17 protein-coding genes and 1 riboswitch are annotated in these 16,305 nt (G+C 73.5%); of the genes, 12 read left to right on the top strand and 5 right to left on the bottom strand.

What is annotated here, in order from left to right; all coding sequences use genetic code 11:
* Window positions 1–73 precede the first annotated feature (73 nt).
* Entirely contained in the window at window positions 74–793 is a 720-nt protein-coding gene (locus FJ657_RS13600; RefSeq protein ID WP_141164255.1) for a hypothetical protein, read from the top strand.
* A gap of 147 nt (window positions 794–940) precedes the next feature.
* Here the strand turns inward: FJ657_RS13600 and FJ657_RS13595 are convergent, their stop codons facing one another.
* Window positions 941–1,984 (bottom strand): zinc-binding dehydrogenase, encoded by a 1,044-nt coding sequence (locus FJ657_RS13595; RefSeq protein WP_141164254.1) that lies wholly within the window; start codon window positions 1,982–1,984, stop codon window positions 941–943.
* 235 nt (window positions 1,985–2,219) lie between these two features.
* On the opposite strand from FJ657_RS13595, the gene FJ657_RS13590 reads away from it, so the two are divergent.
* Window positions 2,220–3,068, top strand: coding sequence for a DUF3097 domain-containing protein (locus FJ657_RS13590; protein ID WP_141164253.1), 849 nt, complete (start codon window positions 2,220–2,222; stop codon window positions 3,066–3,068).
* Here the strand turns inward: FJ657_RS13590 and FJ657_RS13585 are convergent.
* On the bottom strand, window positions 3,002–4,345 hold the full coding sequence (locus FJ657_RS13585; RefSeq protein WP_141164252.1) for an acyltransferase family protein: 1,344 nt from the start codon (window positions 4,343–4,345) through the stop codon (window positions 3,002–3,004). The genes FJ657_RS13590 and FJ657_RS13585 overlap by 67 nt on opposite strands.
* Before the next feature lie 286 nt (window positions 4,346–4,631).
* Between FJ657_RS13585 and FJ657_RS13580 the strand changes: the two genes are divergently transcribed.
* Both FJ657_RS13580 and FJ657_RS13575 read left to right on the top strand, forming a co-directional pair.
* The gene (locus FJ657_RS13580) at window positions 4,632–5,384 is read left to right on the top strand and encodes a M23 family metallopeptidase (protein WP_141164251.1); all 753 of its coding nucleotides are present in this window, start codon (window positions 4,632–4,634) and stop codon (window positions 5,382–5,384) included.
* A 76-nt stretch (window positions 5,385–5,460) separates the two neighbouring features.
* Window positions 5,461–5,958 (top strand): GNAT family N-acetyltransferase, encoded by a 498-nt coding sequence (locus tag FJ657_RS13575; protein WP_255447350.1) that lies wholly within the window; start codon window positions 5,461–5,463, stop codon window positions 5,956–5,958.
* Between the two features lie 3 nt (window positions 5,959–5,961).
* Here FJ657_RS13575 and FJ657_RS13570 read toward each other — a convergent pair whose 3' ends face one another.
* Window positions 5,962–6,828, bottom strand: coding sequence for an SDR family oxidoreductase (locus FJ657_RS13570; protein WP_141164250.1), 867 nt, complete (start codon window positions 6,826–6,828; stop codon window positions 5,962–5,964).
* 80 nt (window positions 6,829–6,908) lie between these two features.
* Between FJ657_RS13570 and FJ657_RS13565 the strand changes: the two genes are divergently transcribed.
* The 3 genes from FJ657_RS13565 to FJ657_RS13555 all read left to right on the top strand — a co-directional run bounded on the left by FJ657_RS13565 (window position 6,909) and on the right by FJ657_RS13555 (window position 8,924).
* A complete protein-coding gene (locus tag FJ657_RS13565; RefSeq protein ID WP_141164249.1) occupies window positions 6,909–7,619 on the top strand; it encodes a TetR/AcrR family transcriptional regulator in 711 nt (236 codons plus the stop codon).
* A gap of 126 nt (window positions 7,620–7,745) precedes the next feature.
* A complete protein-coding gene (locus tag FJ657_RS13560; protein WP_141164248.1) occupies window positions 7,746–8,045 on the top strand; it encodes a hypothetical protein in 300 nt (99 codons plus the stop codon).
* A 138-nt stretch (window positions 8,046–8,183) separates the two neighbouring features.
* Window positions 8,184–8,924 (top strand): YidC/Oxa1 family membrane protein insertase, encoded by a 741-nt coding sequence (locus FJ657_RS13555; RefSeq protein ID WP_181408981.1) that lies wholly within the window; start codon window positions 8,184–8,186, stop codon window positions 8,922–8,924.
* A 105-nt stretch (window positions 8,925–9,029) separates the two neighbouring features.
* On the opposite strand, the gene solA is transcribed toward FJ657_RS13555, so the two are convergent.
* Together solA and FJ657_RS13545 are read right to left on the bottom strand one after the other, a co-directional pair.
* Window positions 9,030–10,208, bottom strand: coding sequence for an N-methyl-L-tryptophan oxidase (solA, locus tag FJ657_RS13550; protein WP_141164246.1), 1,179 nt, complete (start codon window positions 10,206–10,208; stop codon window positions 9,030–9,032).
* Window positions 10,209–10,270: 62 nt separating this feature from the next.
* Window positions 10,271–11,407 (bottom strand): tyramine oxidase subunit B, encoded by a 1,137-nt coding sequence (locus tag FJ657_RS13545; RefSeq protein WP_141164245.1) that lies wholly within the window; start codon window positions 11,405–11,407, stop codon window positions 10,271–10,273.
* Window positions 11,408–11,532: 125 nt separating this feature from the next.
* On the opposite strand from FJ657_RS13545, the gene FJ657_RS13540 reads away from it, so the two are divergent.
* The 5 genes from FJ657_RS13540 to FJ657_RS13520 all read left to right on the top strand — a co-directional run bounded on the left by FJ657_RS13540 (window position 11,533) and on the right by FJ657_RS13520 (window position 16,206).
* Complete coding sequence (locus FJ657_RS13540; RefSeq protein WP_141164244.1) at window positions 11,533–12,414, top strand: glycosyltransferase family 2 protein; 882 nt, start codon at window positions 11,533–11,535, stop codon at window positions 12,412–12,414.
* A gap of 16 nt (window positions 12,415–12,430) precedes the next feature.
* A riboswitch (TPP riboswitch) is annotated at window positions 12,431–12,541 on the top strand.
* 48 nt (window positions 12,542–12,589) lie between these two features.
* Window positions 12,590–13,237, top strand: coding sequence for an ECF transporter S component (locus FJ657_RS13535; RefSeq protein WP_141164243.1), 648 nt, complete (start codon window positions 12,590–12,592; stop codon window positions 13,235–13,237).
* A gap of 2 nt (window positions 13,238–13,239) precedes the next feature.
* Window positions 13,240–14,793, top strand: a complete 1,554-nt coding sequence (locus tag FJ657_RS13530; RefSeq protein ID WP_255447349.1) for an ABC transporter ATP-binding protein — start codon at window positions 13,240–13,242, stop codon at window positions 14,791–14,793.
* A complete protein-coding gene (locus tag FJ657_RS13525; protein WP_255447348.1) occupies window positions 14,790–15,608 on the top strand; it encodes an energy-coupling factor transporter transmembrane component T family protein in 819 nt (272 codons plus the stop codon). Before FJ657_RS13530 ends, FJ657_RS13525 begins: the two co-directional genes overlap by 4 nt.
* A complete protein-coding gene (locus FJ657_RS13520; protein WP_255447347.1) occupies window positions 15,601–16,206 on the top strand; it encodes a nucleoside/nucleotide kinase family protein in 606 nt (201 codons plus the stop codon). Before FJ657_RS13525 ends, FJ657_RS13520 begins: the two co-directional genes overlap by 8 nt.
* Window positions 16,207–16,305 lie beyond the last annotated feature (99 nt).

Below are 16,305 nucleotides of genomic sequence, written 5' to 3'. Positions count from 1 at the left end.
CCGGATCTCAGCCTCGGCACAGAACGCCCTCAGCCCCTCTGCCTACCTTGGGAGATCTAGAGGAGGACGACCGATGGGATTCCTGGACCGGCTGTTCGGCGCCGACGACACGGCGACCGACAGCGCACCCCGACGGACCGACACCGCGACCCGCCCGCGGCAGCCCGAGCAGCGCACCGACGACGAGATCGCGATCGAGCGCTACCGCTACCTGCTGCGCACGGCGCCGCCGGAGACGATCGAGCAAGTGCACCGCGAGGCCTTCGCGCAGCTGACCGACGAGCAGCGCGCCATGATCTACGAAGAGCTGAGCCGCGGAGCCGGCACGGGCGAGCGCCCGCTGTCGAGCGAGCCCGCGACGCTCGCGCGGTCGGCCACCCGGGCCGAGTTCCGCCAGCCCGGCAGCATGGAGCGCATCATGTCGGGCAGCGCCTTCGCCGGGCAGAGCGGCGCCGTCGCGCCCGGCACGGCGGGCGCCGCCGCTCAGCAGGGCTACGGCCAGCAGCGCGGCCCGGGCATCGGCGCGATGATCGGCAGCTCGCTGCTGGGAACCGTCGCCGGCTACGTCATCGGCTCGGCCCTCGTCAGCGCCTTCCTGCCCTGGGACGGCGGTGCCGATCAGGCGGCCGACGGCGGCACGGACTCCGGAGACACGGGCGCGGACTCGGGTGCGGATGCCGGCGCCGACTCCGGGACGACCGAGGCGGCGGGTGCGGACACGGGCGGCGACTTCGGCGGGGGCGACTTCGGCGGAGCGGACTTCGGCGGCGACTTCGGAGACTTCGGGTTCTGACCCGCGCGGCTTCGGGCCCCTGACCTGGCCCGGACGGATGCGCGGAGTCCAGACCGCGGCATCCACCACGACGACGGCGCGTGACCTGCGAGAGCAGATCACGCGCCGTCGTGCTGTATGCCGAGTGTCCGCGCTCGGGCGACCGGCTCAGGTCGTGAGCAGCACCTTGATCGCACGGCGCTCGTCCATCGCGGCGTAGGCCTCGGCGACCTCATCGAGCGGCAGCGTCAGGTCGAAGACCTCGCCGGGGCGGATCGTGCCGTCGAGCACGTCGGGCAGCAGCTCGGGGATGTAGTCGCGGGCCGGAGCCATGCCGCCGGCGATCGCGACGTTGCGGCCGAAGAGGTACTGCACCTTCAGCTCGGTGCCCTCGGCCGGCACGCCGACGTAGCCGACACGGCCGCCGCCGCGCACGACCGACAGCGCCTGGCGCATCGACTCCTTGGTTCCGACGCACTCGAGCACCGCATCCGCGAGGTCGCCGTCGAGCAGGGCGCGCACGGCGTCGGCCGCCTCGTCGCCGCGCTGCTCGATCACGTCGGTCGCGCCGAAGCGACGCGCCTGCTCCTGACGGGCGGGATTGCGGCTCATCACGATGATCCGCTCGGCGCCGAGGCGCTTCGCCGCGATCACGCCGCAGAGGCCGACCGCGCCGTCGCCGACGACCGCGACCACGTCGCCGGGGCCGACGCCGGCCGAGACGGCCGCGTGGTGTCCGGTCGACATGACGTCGCTCAGCGTGAGCAGGTGCGGGATGAGCGCCTCGTCGATCGGACCGGGCACGACCACGAGCGAGCTGTCGGCGAAGGGCACGCGCACCCGCTCGCCCTGGGCGCCGTCGATCGGGTGGCCGTCGACGTCGTCGCTGCCGAAGAAGGTCTTGTGGTCGCAGGCGGCGCTCATGCCGTTGCGGCACGCCTGGCAGCTGCCGTCGCTGAGCGAGAACGGCGCGATGACGAAGTCGCCGACGGCGATGTCCGTCACGGCGTCGCCGAGCTGCTCGACGACGCCGACCAGCTCGTGGCCGATCGGGCCCGAGGCCGGGCGCACGCCGCGGTAGCCCCACAGGTCGGAGCCGCAGACGCAGGCGGCGACGACGCGCACGACCGCGTCGCGCGGGCCCTGGATCGTCGGCTCGGGGCGCTCCTCGAGCCGGACGTCGCGCTCGCCGTGGATGACGGTCGCGCGCATCAGCGGGTCTCGCCGGGGGTCGTCAGCTGAGGCAGGGAGGTGGAGGGAGACGCGGATGACGGAGGAGTGGAGGGCATGCATGATCCTTCCGGAGGGGTGGTGGGAGCGGCGGTGCACGACGCGCGAGGCGTGGGGACGTGCGGCGCAGCGCATCCACGCTAGACCCGCGGACGGAACGGACGCTGAGCCGCGCGCCGACACCGTCCCGGCCGCCGGTCGCCCCTAGCCTGCCGGGGTGACTGCGCCCGGCAACCCGAATGACCGCTACGGATCCGATGTGCTGTCGGGCGACTGGCGCTCCGCCGGGCGCGTGAAGCCCGCGCAGGTGCCCGCCGAGCGCGGTCTCGTGCTCGAGCTCGCCGACTCGGGATTCGTGGGCGCGCTCGTCCGGATGCAGGGGCGCACGGTCGAGCTCGAGGATCGCCACGGCAAGGTGCGCGTCTTCCCGGTCGGCAGCGCCTTCCTCGTCGACGGCGCCCCGGTCGTGCTCGTGCCCGCGGCGAAGCAGCCGCAGTCCGCGACCGCGCTGCGCACCGCATCCGGCTCCGTCGCGGCGAGCACGCCCCAGCCCGCACGGGTCGCCCGCGCCAGCCGCATCTTCGTCGAGGGCCGGCACGACGCCGAGCTGGTCGAGAAGGTGTGGGGCGCCGACCTGCGCGGCGAGGGCGTCGTGGTCGAGTACCTCGAGGGCGTCGACCATCTCGCCGAGGTGCTGCGCGAGTTCCGCCCGGGTGCCGGGCGCCGGGTCGGCGTGCTCGTCGACCACCTCGTCGCCGGCTCGAAGGAGAGCCGCATCACCCAGGGACTGCAGGGCGAGAACGTGCTCATCGTCGGGCACCCCTTCATCGACGTCTGGCAGTCGGTGAAGCCGGCCCGCCTCGGCATCGACGCGTGGCCGACCATCCCGCGCAGTGTCGAGTGGAAGCACGGCATCTGCGCCGCCTTCGGCTGGCCGCACGACGACCAGGCCGACATCGCGGCCGCCTGGCAGCGCATCCTCTCGCGGGTGCGCAGCTATCAGGACCTCGAGCCGGCGCTGCTCGGCCGGGTCGAGGAGCTGATCGACTTCGTCACGCGCGACTGAGCCCGCTCGGCCGCGCCCGGCCAGCGGCCGAGCAGCACCACCGCGAGCGTGAGCATGAGCGAGCCCATGACCGCGAAGGGGAAGTCGAGGAACCACTCCATGACCGCGTAGGCGGGGATGAACGTCGCGATGGCGGCGATCACCACGATGGGGAGCGGGGGAGTAGAGGTGATCTCGCGCGGAGCCTCCCAGCGTCCGACGAGGAACGACAGCCCGAACAGCGCGACCAGCACGACCAGGTAGATCACCGGCCGGCTCCACCACCAGGCGCCGGTGCCCGGCTGCGGGCTCGCGCCGGGGATCAGCAGCAGCGCGCCCGACAGGATGATGATGATCGGCAGGTGCCAGAGGTAGATCGTCATCAGCCGGGTGCCGACGAGGAAGACGACCGCCTTCGCACCGCGCGTGCGCATGAGCGCCGCCAGGGCGGGACGCAGCAGGCGCAGCACGCAGGCCTGGCCGAGGCCGAGCGCGATGAGCGGCAGGGTCGGCGGGTTGAGGTTCGTGAGCATGTCGTCGGCGTACGGACCCCACGCGGTCAGCGGCCACAGGGCCGCGTAGGCGACCGCGGCGATCGCCACCAGCTGCCACCAGCGACGGGCGGCGAACCAGCCGTCGGCGTAGAAGAAGCCGATCTGCTGCACGAGCAGCCAGACGAAGAACAGGTTGAGCGTGCCGATGATGTCGATGCCGCTCGAGTAGCGCACCGCATCCACGACGACCGCGCCGGCCAGCAGGACCAGCACCGTGCGCTTCGGCGCCGCCGCATGCAGCCGCACCATGACCGGCACCATCGCCTGGCAGAGCGCGTAGGCGGCGATGAACCACAGCGGCGCGCCGGCGCCGACCGCCACGACGCTCAGCAGCTTCGGCGGGATGCCGATCACCGGGGCGAGCAGCTGGGCGCCGCCCAGCACCACGACATAGAAGAGGAACAGCGGCAGCGCCGGCTGGGCGAGGCGCAGCACACGGCTGCGCACGTATTCGGCGGCGGTTCCGCCGCGGCGACGCAGGCTGCGCCAGGCGGTCAGGCTGGCGAAGCCGCCGACCACGAAGAACAGCGGCATGATCTGGCCGGCCCAGGTGACGCCGGCGAACCAGGCCTGCTGCTCCAGCGGGCGAGAGATCGAGAGGGCGCCCGCGTCATCCCGGCCGACGCCGACCATGAGCAGGTGGATGACGACGACGAGCAGCACGCAGAAGACCCGGGCGATGTCGAGCGTGAGGTCGCGCTTCGACAGATCGATCGCTGAGGATTTCGCGGCTGCGTCGGTCACTCCGCCACCCTAGGGCGGCGATCGCCGACGCGGAATCGGGGCGGGCCGGGAGCGTTCGATTCCGATCACGGAATGGCCGGTCAGGATTCTGCCAGGAGCGTCGGCGCATGATTGACGACGGTTCTCCTCGCTCCGGTGACGTATCCGCACCGTGCGGGCCGGGGAGCACCCACCCGAGGCGCCGCGACGGCGTCCACCCGCCCGACGGGGACGCATCGGCGTGCCCGATTCCGGTGCCGCCGAAGACCGACGCCCGACCCGACCAGCCTGAGACGAGAGCCATCGCGTGAGTCAGCCCCGCCGTTCCGCCCATCGTGCCGCCCCCGCCTACCGTCGCCGCGGCGCGGTCGTGGCGACGCCGGTGCCGGATGTGCGACTCGGCGGATTCCTGCGGCTGCGTCGCCCGATCGTCGCTCTGAGCGCCGCGCTGTTCTCGCTCTCGCTGATCGCGGTGCACGAGGCGCCGGCCGCCGCCGACGCGGTCGTCGCCGCCGACCCGGCACGGCAGGCGGCAGCCCGCGCGTCGATCGCGGCGAGCCTGCCGACCGCCCTGCAGGTCTCGGGAGCGGTGTCGACCGAGTCGACGCAGCGCGACGACTACGGCGTCGAGCAGCTCGATCAGGTCTCCTGGCCGCTCGATCCCGCGACGAAGATCTCCAGCTATTTCGGCCCGCGCCCCGCCCCCTGCGCGATCTGCTCGTCGAACCACCACGGCATCGACTGGGTTCCCGGCATGGGCTCGCCGATCATGGCGATCGCCGACGGAGTCGTGAGCGAGTCGGGCACGGGCGGCGAGCTCGGCTGGCACGTGACCGTCAAGCACACCTTCCGTTCGGGCGAGGTCGTCGAGAGCGTCTACGGCCACATGCTCGCCGGCTCGATGAACCTGAAGAAGGGCGACGTGATCTCCCGCGGCCAGATCCTCGGAGCCGTCGGCAGCACGGGCGCGAGCACGGGCGCGCACCTGCACTTCGGCATCCTGGTCGGCGGCAAGGCCATCGAGCCGCTCGCCTGGATGCGCGCGCACGTCAACGCGTGACCGCGATGCCGCGCGCCATCCACAGGCTGACCGGCGCGGCGGAGTCCGGCCGGCCGGCGACGGGTAGCGTGGTCGGGTGAGCGCCCCCGTCATCCGACCGATCACCGCCGACGACCTGCCCGCGATCGTGCGGATCAACGACGCCGCCTACCCGGCCGTGCCGATCACCGGCGCCGACGAGATGCAGCGGCTGATCGACCACGCCGCCTACGCGGTGGCGGTGGATGCGGCGGGCGACGTCGTCGGCTTCCTGCTGGCGATGGAGCCGGGCCGCGACTACGACAGCGAGAACTACCGCTGGTTCGCCGAGCGCTCCGAGAGCTTCCTCTACGTCGACCGCATCGTGCTCGACCCGAGCCTGCGCGGTCAGGGCGTCGGTCGCCGCCTCTACGAGGCCGTCTTCGACCGCGCCCGGCTCGCCGGCTTCGGCGAGGTGGACTGCGAGGTCAACGTCGAGCCGCCGAACCCGGGCTCGCTCGCCTTCCACGCCCGCATGGGCTTCGAGGAGGTCGGGCGCCAGTCGACCAAGGGCGGGCAGTTCGTGGTCTCCCTGCTCGCGGCCCCGGTCGACTGACGGTCATCCCTCCGCGGTGAGGAAGTCGCGCACGCTCGCGGGCTCACGGCCGAGCAGCTCGGCGAGCAGCGGGTCGGTGCCGGCGAAGAGCCCGGCGCCGGCCGCCTGGTACATGCCGAGCAGGAAGCGGACCATCGGCTCGGGCTGACCGTCGGCGACGCGCTGCGCGATCCACTCCTCCTCGGGGAGCGCGGTGCTCGTGATCTCGCGGCCGGTGACCTCGCCCGCGATCGCGGCGATCTCGGCGAAGGTCGGGGCGGCGTTCGCCGTGAGGGTGACGGGACCGTCGAAGCGCGCGGCGCCACCGGCGCGACCGGCGAGCAGGATGCGGGCGGCCGCCTCCGCCTCGTCGTCGCGCGAGGTCCACGACACGGGGCCGTCGGCGGGCACCGCGATCACGCCCGTCTGCTGCCACGGCCCGAGCAGCCAGGTGAGGCTGTGCAGGTAGAAGCCGTTGCGCAAGGACGTCCAGGCGAGTCCCGACTGCGCGAGCAGCTGCTCGGTGGCGTGGTGGTGCTGGGCGGGGAAGAACGGCGAGGTCGGAGCGGCGCCCTGGTGGCTCGTGTAGAGCACCCGGCCGACTCCCGCATCCACCGCCGCGTCGATCGCGGTGCGGTGCAGGGCGACCGCGTCGGCGTGCGGGTCGCTGCTGGAGACGAGCAGCAGCTGCTCGGCGTGGGCGAAGGCGGCGGGCAACGTGGCGGGCCGGGCGTAGTCGCCCTCGCGCACCTCGACGCCGCGCTCGGCGAAGCGCTGGGCGGTCGTGACGTCGCGTGCGACGACCGCGATCTCGCTGGCGGGCAGCTCGGCGAGCAGGTGCTCGACGGTCGCGCCGCCGAAGGCGCCGGTGGCGCCGGTGATGACGATCATGGGATCTCCGTTATCGATGGATCGTGAATGCGTTAGCGAAGGTAACACACGCGCTATCACTTTTCCGTTATCGTTGATCCATGTCCGATCGCCCCTCTGCCCGCGACGACGTGCGCGCGCGCATCGTCGACGTCGCCCTGACACTGCTGCGCGACGAGGGGGCCGCCGCCGTCACGACCCGCGCCGTCGCCGACCGCGCCGGGGTGCAGGCGCCCACGATCTACCGCCAGTTCGGCGACAAGGACGGGCTGCTGGATGCGGTCGTCGAGCAGGTCATGGCCACCTACGTCGCCGCGAAGACCGAGATCGTCGCCGCCGCGACCGAAGCCGAGGTCGACCCGGTCGAGGAGCTGCGCGAGGCCTGGGATGCGCAGATCGCCTTCGGACTCGCCAACCCGAGCCTGTTCGGGCTCGTCACCGACCCGGAGCGGGCACGCCGCTCGCCGGCCGCCCGCTCGGGCGTGCACGTGCTGCGCGCGCGCGTCCATCGGGTCGCCCTGGCCGGACGGCTGCGCGTCGCCGAGGAGCGCGCGGTCGGCATGATCCAGGCCGCCGGTGTCGGCGCGGTGCTGGCGATGCTGTCGCGCGACCCCGACGACCGCGATGAGGGGCTCGCGGAGGAGCTCGCCGACGCGCTGTTCGGGCGGATCATCGGCGACGCCCCGGCGCAGGCCGACCGCGCGGCGACCCTCGTCGCGTTCCGCGCCGTCGCACCCGAGCTGCCCGGGCTGACCGCCGGGGAGCGCGCCGTGCTGCTCGAGTGGGTCGACCGGGCGATCGTCGAGAGCTGACCGGTCGTCGCGGGCGCGCAGACCGGCGGCTCGAGCGGATGCGCGTCCCGGCTCGCCGGGGAGGCGGGCGTGCGCCCTGAGCGGACACCCACCGACATCTCCGGAAGCCGGGGTTAGCCTGGGGCCGTGCTCCAGCAGCAGGTGAGTCTCGTGCGCGGTATCGCCGCGTTCCTCGGCCTGCTCGTCGACGGCGCCGCCGATCTGCTCGGGCTCTCGCTCGCGCTGCTCGCGGTTCTCTCGCTGGCCGGCGCGGTCGTCGTGGCCGCGCTCGTGCTGCTGCGCGTCGTCGGAACACACCGCGCCCCGCCGCGGGGAGCTGCGCGACCGCGGAGGCCGCAGCTGCTGCTCGCTCCCGCGTCCTCGCATCCGGATGCGCGGGGCCACGCACGTCCGCGGGCCCCGGGCGCGCTCCTGCCGGCCGTCTAGCCCGCACCCTCCGCCGACCTTGCTGGTCGCCGCGCCACCGCGCGCGCGATCACCCTGCGCGCTTCGTCGCGCTCGTCGGCGGCGCCGGGAGCTGACGGCCACACGCCGTCACCATCCCTCTTCCTGCAGGAGCCGTCTTTGAACCCCTTCGACATCCCCGTCGTCGCCGCGCTGCTCGCGGCGGCATCGAACGCCCTGAACGCCCTCGGCGGCGTCGTCACCCCCGCGATCGCGATCGTCATCGTGACCGTGCTCATCCGTCTCGCGCTCGTGCCGGTCAACGCCCGGGTCGTGCGGGCTGAGGGGCACCGTCGCCGCATCGCGCCGCTGCTCGCCGCGCTGCGCAAGCGCCACGCCAAGAACCCCGAGAAGCTGCAGGCGGCGACGCTCGAGCTCTACCAGCAGGAGAAGGTCTCGCCCTTCGCCGGCATGCTGCCCGCCCTCGCGCAGGCGCCGGTGCTGGGGCTCGTCTACGGCGTCTTCACGCATCCCGAGATCGGCGGCACGACGAACCCCCTGTTCTCGGCCACGTTCGCCGGAGCGCCGCTCGGCGAACACCCGCTCGACGCCCTGCTGCGTCTCGACCCCTCGGCGTGGGTCGGCGTCGCCGTGCTGGCGGTCATCGCGGTCGTGGCGTGGTTCCATCGCCGCAGCGCGCAGCGGCTCGCGATCGACCCGGCCGCCGCGAACAGCACGCTCGCGCGGGTGCTGAGCTGGATGCCGTTCATCACGGTGGTCTTCGCATGCCTCGTGCCGCTCGCCGCAGCGCTCTATCTCGCCGCGTCGACCGCCTGGACGCTGGGGGAGCGGGCGGTGCTGCGCCGCGTGATCTGGCCGCGGCTCGGGGTCTCGACCGCGGCGGTTCCGGCCGCGGGCTGAGCCCGCATCCGCTCGCCGTGATCGGCGCCGCCTCGCCTCGGGTGCGCGGCGGCGCCGATCAGCCCGACGCCGACGCCGACGCCGTCGACTCGGGCGCCGGGCGGGTCAGTGCCCGCCGCCCCCGTAGGCCCCGCGCTGCTGGAGCCGCTCGAGGTGCGCGTCGAGCGCGAAGTGCTCGTCGACGTCGCCGCGCTCGCCCGTCGCCGCCAGCCGCGCCGCCCACTCGCCCAGCACGGGTGCGAACTTGAAGCCGTGGCCCGAGAGCCCGGTGACGATCGCGACGCGTCCGCTGTCGCTGAGGTCGACGACGGGCGTGCGGTCGGGCGTGTAGGCGCAGTGGTGCACGCTCGAGCGCACCGGCTCGGGGTTGAGTGCCGGGAAGAACTCCTGTGCCTGCTGGCCGATCTTCACCAGCTCGGCGCGCGTGTAGGCGGTCGGCACCTCGGCCACGTCGCGGGCGACCGGCCAGGTCGGGTTGCTGCAGGCCTTGACCGAGTAGCCGTCGAGCGTCGGCACGCCGAAGAAGTGAACCGGCCCGACGTCGCGCAGGAACGCCGGGAAGCGCTCGGGCAGGAATGCGTCGATCGACTGCGGCAGGAACCAGGTCAGCCCGAGCACCTGCAGGCGCAGCAGGTCGTGCAGCCGGGTGTCGAGGCGCGTCGACCACGACCCGGAGGCGACGACGACCGCATCCGCTCGGATCGCCTCGGCCGGGGTGCGCACGACGACTCCGCCGGGCTCCTCCTCGATCGCGAGCACGGGGCTGTTGAAGCGCAGCTCGGCGCCGGCGCGCTCGGCGAGCTCGAGGGCCGAGAGCAGGGCGACCTCCGAGCGGATGCCGCCGCCGTGGTGATCCAGCACGCCGACGTCGCCGTCGTGCACCGCGTGCTGCGGGTAGGCGCGCCGCAGCTCCTCGGCGCTGTAGAGCGTGTGCGGCAGCGCGTAGTCGCGCACGGTGTCGAGCGTGGTGCGCATCTCGATGCGGTCGGCCTGCGCGATCGACAGCGCCCCGACCTCCAGGTAGAGCTCACGGCCCGAGGCGCTCTCGAGCTCGCGCCAGAGCCGTCGCGACTCCTGCAGCATCGGCACGTAGCGTCCGCCCTCGTGGTAGGCGGTGCGGAACACCCGCGATTCGCCGGCGTAGGAGCCGTGCTCGTGCACGCGGCCGTACTGCTCGACGCCGATGACCTCGACGTCGCGGCGTCGGCTGAGGCGCCAGGCGGTCAGGGCGCCGACGGCGCCGAGACCGACGATGACGATGCGCTTCTTCGCGGTCGTGCTCATGCGGTGATCCTTGTCTGATCGGGGAAGGGAGTCGGGGGCGAGGGCAGGATGCGGCGGGCGGCTCAGACCAGCGCCGGCGCATCCCAGAGCGGCAGCTCGACCCCGATGCCGCGCTCGACGGCGTTGCGGTAGACGACCGTGCCCCAGGCGACGTCCTCGACGGGCATGCCTCCGACGGAGTACAGGAAGATCTCGTCGTCGCTCGTGCGGCCGGGAGCGTCGCCGCTCATGATCGAGGGCAGGTTCTCGAGCCGTTCCGAGCCGACGGAGCCCTCGCGGATGCGGTCGAGCAGGTACATGCCGTGCAGGCCGATGTGCTCGTGGGCGGGATGCGGCACCTCCTCGCTCCAGGCCGCGTAGAGCCCGCGGAAGTCGGCGACGTGGCGGGCCTCGTGCAGCAGGCGCTCGTCGATCATGATGTCGGCCGGCAGACTGACGAGCGCGCCGGGCTTGATCCACTCGCGTTCGATGCGCACGTAGTTGTGCGAGCCGGAGGGCGTCGTCGGCGCGATCGTGACGAGGTCGGCGTCGCGCACGGCGGCCTCGACGCCGTCGACGACCGTGACGGAGGTGAACTGCGGCAGGGCCTCCCGCACCCAGTCGACGAAGGAGTCGATTCCGGCGCGGCTCCGCCCGGCGATCTTCAGCGTGTCGAGACCGGGACGCACGGCCGCGAAGGCCTCGAGCGAGGTGCGGTTCATGACGCCCGGCGCGACGATGCCGACGCTGCGCGCATCCTCGCGAGCCAGATGCCGGGCGCCGACGCCGGGGATCGCGCCGGTGCGGTACGCGCTGAGCAGGTTGGCCGACATGAAGGCGAGCGGGGCGCCGGAGTCCTTGTCGCTGAGCGTGAACATGAGGATCGAGCGGGGCAGGCCGCGCTCGCGGTTGGCGAGGTTCGAGCCGTACCACTTGCATCCGGCCGTCTGGAACGAGCCGCCGAGGTAGGCGGGCATGGCCATCATGCGGCGGTGCGGGCCGTCGAGGGGCATCCCCGCGTGCTCGGACTCGGCGGGGAAGGTCACCATCGACCCGTGCGAGTTGCCCTCCGGCCCGCCCATCCGGTAATCGCCGGCGTCGACGAGGCGCAGCGTCTCCTCCATCGCGTCGACGCAGGCGGCCATGTCGGTGACGCCCGCGGCGATCATGTCGGGTTCCGACAGGTAGCGGAACGAGATGCGGGTGCCGTCATCGGTCATGCGTGCACGCTAGGCAGTGACGCGATCCCCGGCAAGTATTTCGAGCGCTCGCTCATTAACGCGTGCCGCGATGGACACGCTTCGTGCGCCCGCGTCCAGGAAAGGCTGCGGGTTAGGGTCGTGACATGGCGTCAGCTCTGCCGACGGTGTCGATCGTCATCCCGGCGTACAACGAAGAGGCGACGATCGCCGACTGCGTCGCGGCGGCGCTCGAGCAGACCTCGCCCGCGCACGAGATCCTCGTGATCGACAACCTCTCCACCGACCGCACCGCGGCCATCGTCGAGGCCCTGCAGCGCTCGCATCCCGACGCCCCCATCCGGCTGCTGCGTCAGGACCAGGCGCAGGGGCTCATCCCCACCCGCGACTTCGGCCTCGACGCCGCCACCGGCGACGTGCTCGCCCGCATCGACGCCGACTCGGTGCTCGAACCCGACTGGATCGCGCAGGCGCAGCGCATCTTCACCGACGAGACCGTCGGCGCCGCCACCGGACCCGTCGCCTACTACGACATGCCGCTGCGCCGCTTCGGTCAGCGCACCGACGATCGACTGCGGCGCGCGATCCTCAAGCTCGCCAAGGAGTACCACTTCCTCTTCGGCAGCAACATGGCGCTGCGGGCGAGCGCCTGGCGCGACATCCGCGGCGTCGTCTGCCGCGACGAGGCCGACGAGTTCCACGAGGACATCGACCTCTCGATCCACCTCTTCGAGCGCGGGCACCGCGTCGTCTACGACTCCGACCTCGTCGCCGGCATGAGCGCGCGCCGCCTCGACGACAACCCGCGGCAGTACTACCACTACGTCGGACGGTGGGAGCGCACCTACGCGGCCCACGCGATCCGCAACCCCGCGCTGCGCGCGCCGATGGTCGTGTTCGCGACCATCTACCCGCTCGTCAAGGGGCTGCGCGACGTGCATCAGCGCACCGAGAAGCTGCGGCGGATGACGGCGCAGCTGACCGAGGCGGCCGCGGCCGGCGGGGCCGGGCGCATCCGCGAGGACTGAGCGGCGCTAGACTGCCGGTCTAGAACACGGGAGTCCGGTGAGCCGGGCTGAGAGGAAGCTTCTCCAAGCTTCGACCGTCGAACCTGATCCGGATCATGCCGGCGCAGGGAGGCATCTCACGGGTCCGGCGCCGCCGCCCCATCCCGTGCCCGCCATTCCTGGAAGGGGCACGTCAGTGACCGCATCATCCACCTCCACCCCGCCCGCCGCCGGCGGCGCCCCGACGCGATCGAAGCGCCGCATCGTCTGGCGCTGGCGCGTCGTCGACATCGTGGTCGCCGCCGTGCTCGGCGTCGCGATCGGCTTCGTGTTCCTCGCCTGGAACGTCGGCTACACCGTGCCGAAGACCGTGATCGAGCCGCTGCTGCCCGGCCTGCAGGGGCTGCTCAACGGCCCGTGGCTGCTCGCCGGCGTGATCGGCGGCCTCGTGATCCGCAAGCCCGGAGCCGCGATCTTCACCGAGGTCGTCGCCGCCGTCGTGTCGGCGCTCGTCGGCAACCAGTGGGGCGGGCTGCCCACGATCGAGGCCGGCCTCGTGCAGGGGCTGGGCGCCGAGATCGTGCTGCTCGTCTTCCTCTACTCGGGCCGGCTGCCCGTCGCGATCCTCGCCGGAGCGGGCGCCGGCGTCGCCGGAGCGATCAACGACCTCGCCTTCTACTACGCCGGGTCGGGTGCGCCGTTCTCGATCACCTACGTCGTGTCGTCGATCGTGTCGGGCGCCGTGCTCGCCGGGCTGCTCGGGTGGATCATCACCCGCGCGCTCGCCGCGACCGGAGTGCTGAACCGCTTCGCCGCGGGCCGCGAGCTGCGCGCCGAGGTCTGACCGTGGCCGATCCGCTCGTCGCCGCGACCGGCTGGGGCTGGCGGCACGCCGGCCGCCGCGCCGCGGCGGTGAGCGGGCTCGACCTGCGCATCGACGCGGGAGAGCGCGTGCTGCTGCTCGGGCCCTCGGGTGCCGGCAAATCGACCCTGCTCGCGGCGCTCGCGGGCGTGCTCGGCGGCGACGAAGACGGCCAGGCCGAGGGCGAGCTGCTCGTCGCCGGGCGTCGGCCGCTGGAGGCGCGCGGCCTCGCGGGGCTCGTGCTGCAGGATCCCGACGCGCAGATGATCATGGCGCGCGCCGGCGACGACACCGCCTTCGGCCCCGAGAACCTGGCGCTGCCGCGCGGGGAGATCTGGCACCGCGTCGCCCGTGCTCAGCGCGCCGTCGGGCTGCACCTCGACTTCGACCGCGAGACGCATCGGCTCTCGGGCGGGCAGAAGCAGCGGCTCGCGCTCGCCGGGGTGCTCGCGATGCGCCCCGAGCTGCTGCTGCTCGACGAGCCGACCGCGAATCTCGACCCCGAGGGGGCGATCGAGGTGCGGGATGCGGTGGCGGCCGTGCTGCGCGACACCGGAGCGACGGCGGTGATCGTCGAGCATCGGGTCGAGCTGTGGTGGGAGCTGGCGACGCGCGTCGTCGTGCTCGACCCGGCCGGCGGACTCCTCGCCGACACGACGCCCGAGCGGGCCGTGGGGGAGCTCGCGGCCGAGCTGTCGGCGCGCGGGGTGTGGCTGCCGGGCCGGCGGCTCGCTGCGGCGCCGATCCCGACCCCGAGCGCGACCTCGGCCCTGACGCCGTCGGTCTCGGCACCGGCGCCAGCGGCCTCGACGGAGAGTGCGCGGCGCGATGGCGGATCCCCGCTGCTCAGCGCCCGCGGCCTCGCCGTCGCCCGTCAGCGCGGCACGAGCGTGCAGGCGGGCATCGACCTCGATCTCGCGGCCGGCGAGGTGCTCGCGATCACGGGACCGAACGGCGTCGGCAAATCGACGCTCGCGCTCACCCTGGCGGGGCTGCTGCCGCCCGAGGGCGGCGAGCTGGTCGCGCATCCCGACCTCGCCGACGGGGCCGCGCCCGCACCGTGGCGTTGGCGCTCCCGGCAGCTGCTCACCCGCATCGGCGCCGTGTTCCAGAACCCCGAGCATCAGTTCCTCGGCTCCACCGTGCGCGCCGAGCTCGCGATCGGCCCGAGCGAGCTGCGCCGACCGCGCGCGGAGATCGAGGCGCGCGTCGACGAGCTGCTCGAGCGGCTGCATCTGGCGCCGCTCGCCGCAGCGAGCCCGTTCAGCCTCTCGGGCGGCCAGAAGCGTCGGCTCTCGGTCGCGACGGCGCTCGCGACTCGGCCGCGCATCCTGGTGCTCGACGAGCCGACCTTCGGACAGGATGCGACCGGCTGGCGTGAGCTGGTCGCGCTGCTCGACGAGGTGCGCGAGGCCGGCAGCGCGGTGGTCGCCGTCACGCACGACCGGGAGCTGATCGCGGCGCTCGGCGCGCGCGAGCTGCGCCTCGACGGGGGAGCGGATGCGGTGCAGGCCGCCGACACGGGGGTGCGCTCGTGACCGCCCCGATCGCGCCGGCGCGCCCGGGCGTGCGTTCCGCGCCGCCCGCCCGCTCACTGCCCGCGCGCGTCGCCGCCGCGAACCCGGTCGCCCGGCTGATCGCCTCGGCCCCGATCGTGCTCGGCTTCGTGCTCACGATCGATCCGGTGTCGGCGGGCGTCGCGCTCGCCCTGGAACTGCTGCTCATGCCCCTCATCGGCATCGGCTGGCGGCGCTTCTGGAAGGTCACCGCGATCGCCTGGGTGCTCGCTCCGCTCGGAGCTGTCACGATCCTGCTCTACGGCCAGGCCTCGGGCGAGGTCTACTTCTCCTGGGCGCTCGTGCACGTGACCGCGGGCTCGGCCGCTCTGGCGATCGCCTCGGTGCTGCGCGTGCTGGCGATCGCGCTGCCCGCGATCGTGCTGTTCGCCGGCGTCGATCCGACGGATCTCGCCGACGGCCTCGGGCAGATCGTGCGGCTGCCGCAGCGCTTCGTGATCGGCGCGCTCGCGGGACTCCGGATGCTCGCGCTGCTCGGCGACGACTGGCGCGCGATCACGCTCGCCCGGCGCGCCCGGGGGCTCGGCGACCGCCGAGGGCCGGGTGCTCTGCTGCGGCAGTGCTTCGGGCTGCTCGTGCTGGCGCTGCGTCGCGGGGGACTGCTCGCGACCGCGATGGAGGCGCGCGGCTTCGGCGGCGACACCCCGCGCACCTGGGCGAGGCCGTCGAGCTTCGGCCGCGTCGACGCGGCGCTCATCGGCGTCGGCACGCTTGTCGCGGCGGTCGCCGTGACGGCATCCGTGCTGACCGGATCCTGGCGGTTCATCGGTGGCTGAGCCGCGTCGCCTCGAGCCGGTCTCGGCGACCGAGCTGCTCGACCTCGTCGTCGACCGGGTGCGGGCGCCGGCCGGCGACTCGGGCGTCGCACCGCGTCGCCCTGTCGTGCTCGTCGACGGCCGCTCGGGCGCCGGCAAGACGAGCTTCGGCCGCGACCTCGCCCCGCGCCTCGGGGCGCACCTGCTCAGCCTCGACGCGCTCTACCCCGGCTGGGGCGGCCTCGAGGCGGGCAGCCGCGCCGTGCACGAGACCGTGCTGCGCGCGGTCGATCCCGGCTACACCGGCTGGAACTGGGATGCCGACCGACCCGGCCAGTGGCATCCACTGCCGACCGGCGTCGACGATGACGGCCCACCGCTCGTGATCGAGGGCTGCGGGGCGCTCAGCCGCGCGAATCGCGCGCTCGCCGACCTCGCCATCTGGATCGACCTCGACGACGTCGAGCGCCGGCGCCGGGCGATCGCGCGCGACGGCGAGACCTACGCGCCGCACTGGGAGCGCTGGGCGCGGCAGGAGGAGACGTTCGCCGCCCGGGAGCGGCCGCGCGAGCTCGCCGATCTCGTCGTCGCGGGCGGCTATCCGCCGCTCGCGCGCTGACGCATCCACGACAGCGGGCCCGGCCCGGATGCGGTGCAGGCCTGAACGTCGCGCCGCATCCGAAACGATTTCGGCGCGGCCGTGCGCGATCCCGTCCCG

The organism is Schumannella soli (assembly GCF_006517435.1).
In the GTDB taxonomy this organism is placed as follows: domain Bacteria; phylum Actinomycetota; class Actinomycetes; order Actinomycetales; family Microbacteriaceae; genus Schumannella; species Schumannella soli.
The sequence above is the reverse complement of the archived record's forward strand: the minus strand, read 5'-3'. Positions and strand labels throughout refer to the sequence as shown.

What these genes read in the sequence shown, in the direction of transcription:
- FJ657_RS13600 (WP_141164255.1), top strand. Translation starts at nt 74, where the DNA reads ATGGGATTCCTGGACCGGCTGTTCGGCGCCGACGACACGGCGACCGAC.
- FJ657_RS13595 (WP_141164254.1), bottom strand. Translation starts at nt 1,984, where the DNA reads ATGCGCGCGACCGTCATCCACGGCGAGCGCGACGTCCGGCTCGAGGAG.
- FJ657_RS13570 (WP_141164250.1), bottom strand. Translation starts at nt 6,828, where the DNA reads ATGATCGTCATCACCGGCGCCACCGGCGCCTTCGGCGGCGCGACCGTC.
- FJ657_RS13565 (WP_141164249.1), top strand. Translation starts at nt 6,909, where the DNA reads ATGTCCGATCGCCCCTCTGCCCGCGACGACGTGCGCGCGCGCATCGTC.
- solA (WP_141164246.1), bottom strand. Translation starts at nt 10,208, where the DNA reads ATGAGCACGACCGCGAAGAAGCGCATCGTCATCGTCGGTCTCGGCGCC.
- FJ657_RS13545 (WP_141164245.1), bottom strand. Translation starts at nt 11,407, where the DNA reads ATGACCGATGACGGCACCCGCATCTCGTTCCGCTACCTGTCGGAACCC.
- FJ657_RS13540 (WP_141164244.1), top strand. Translation starts at nt 11,533, where the DNA reads ATGGCGTCAGCTCTGCCGACGGTGTCGATCGTCATCCCGGCGTACAAC.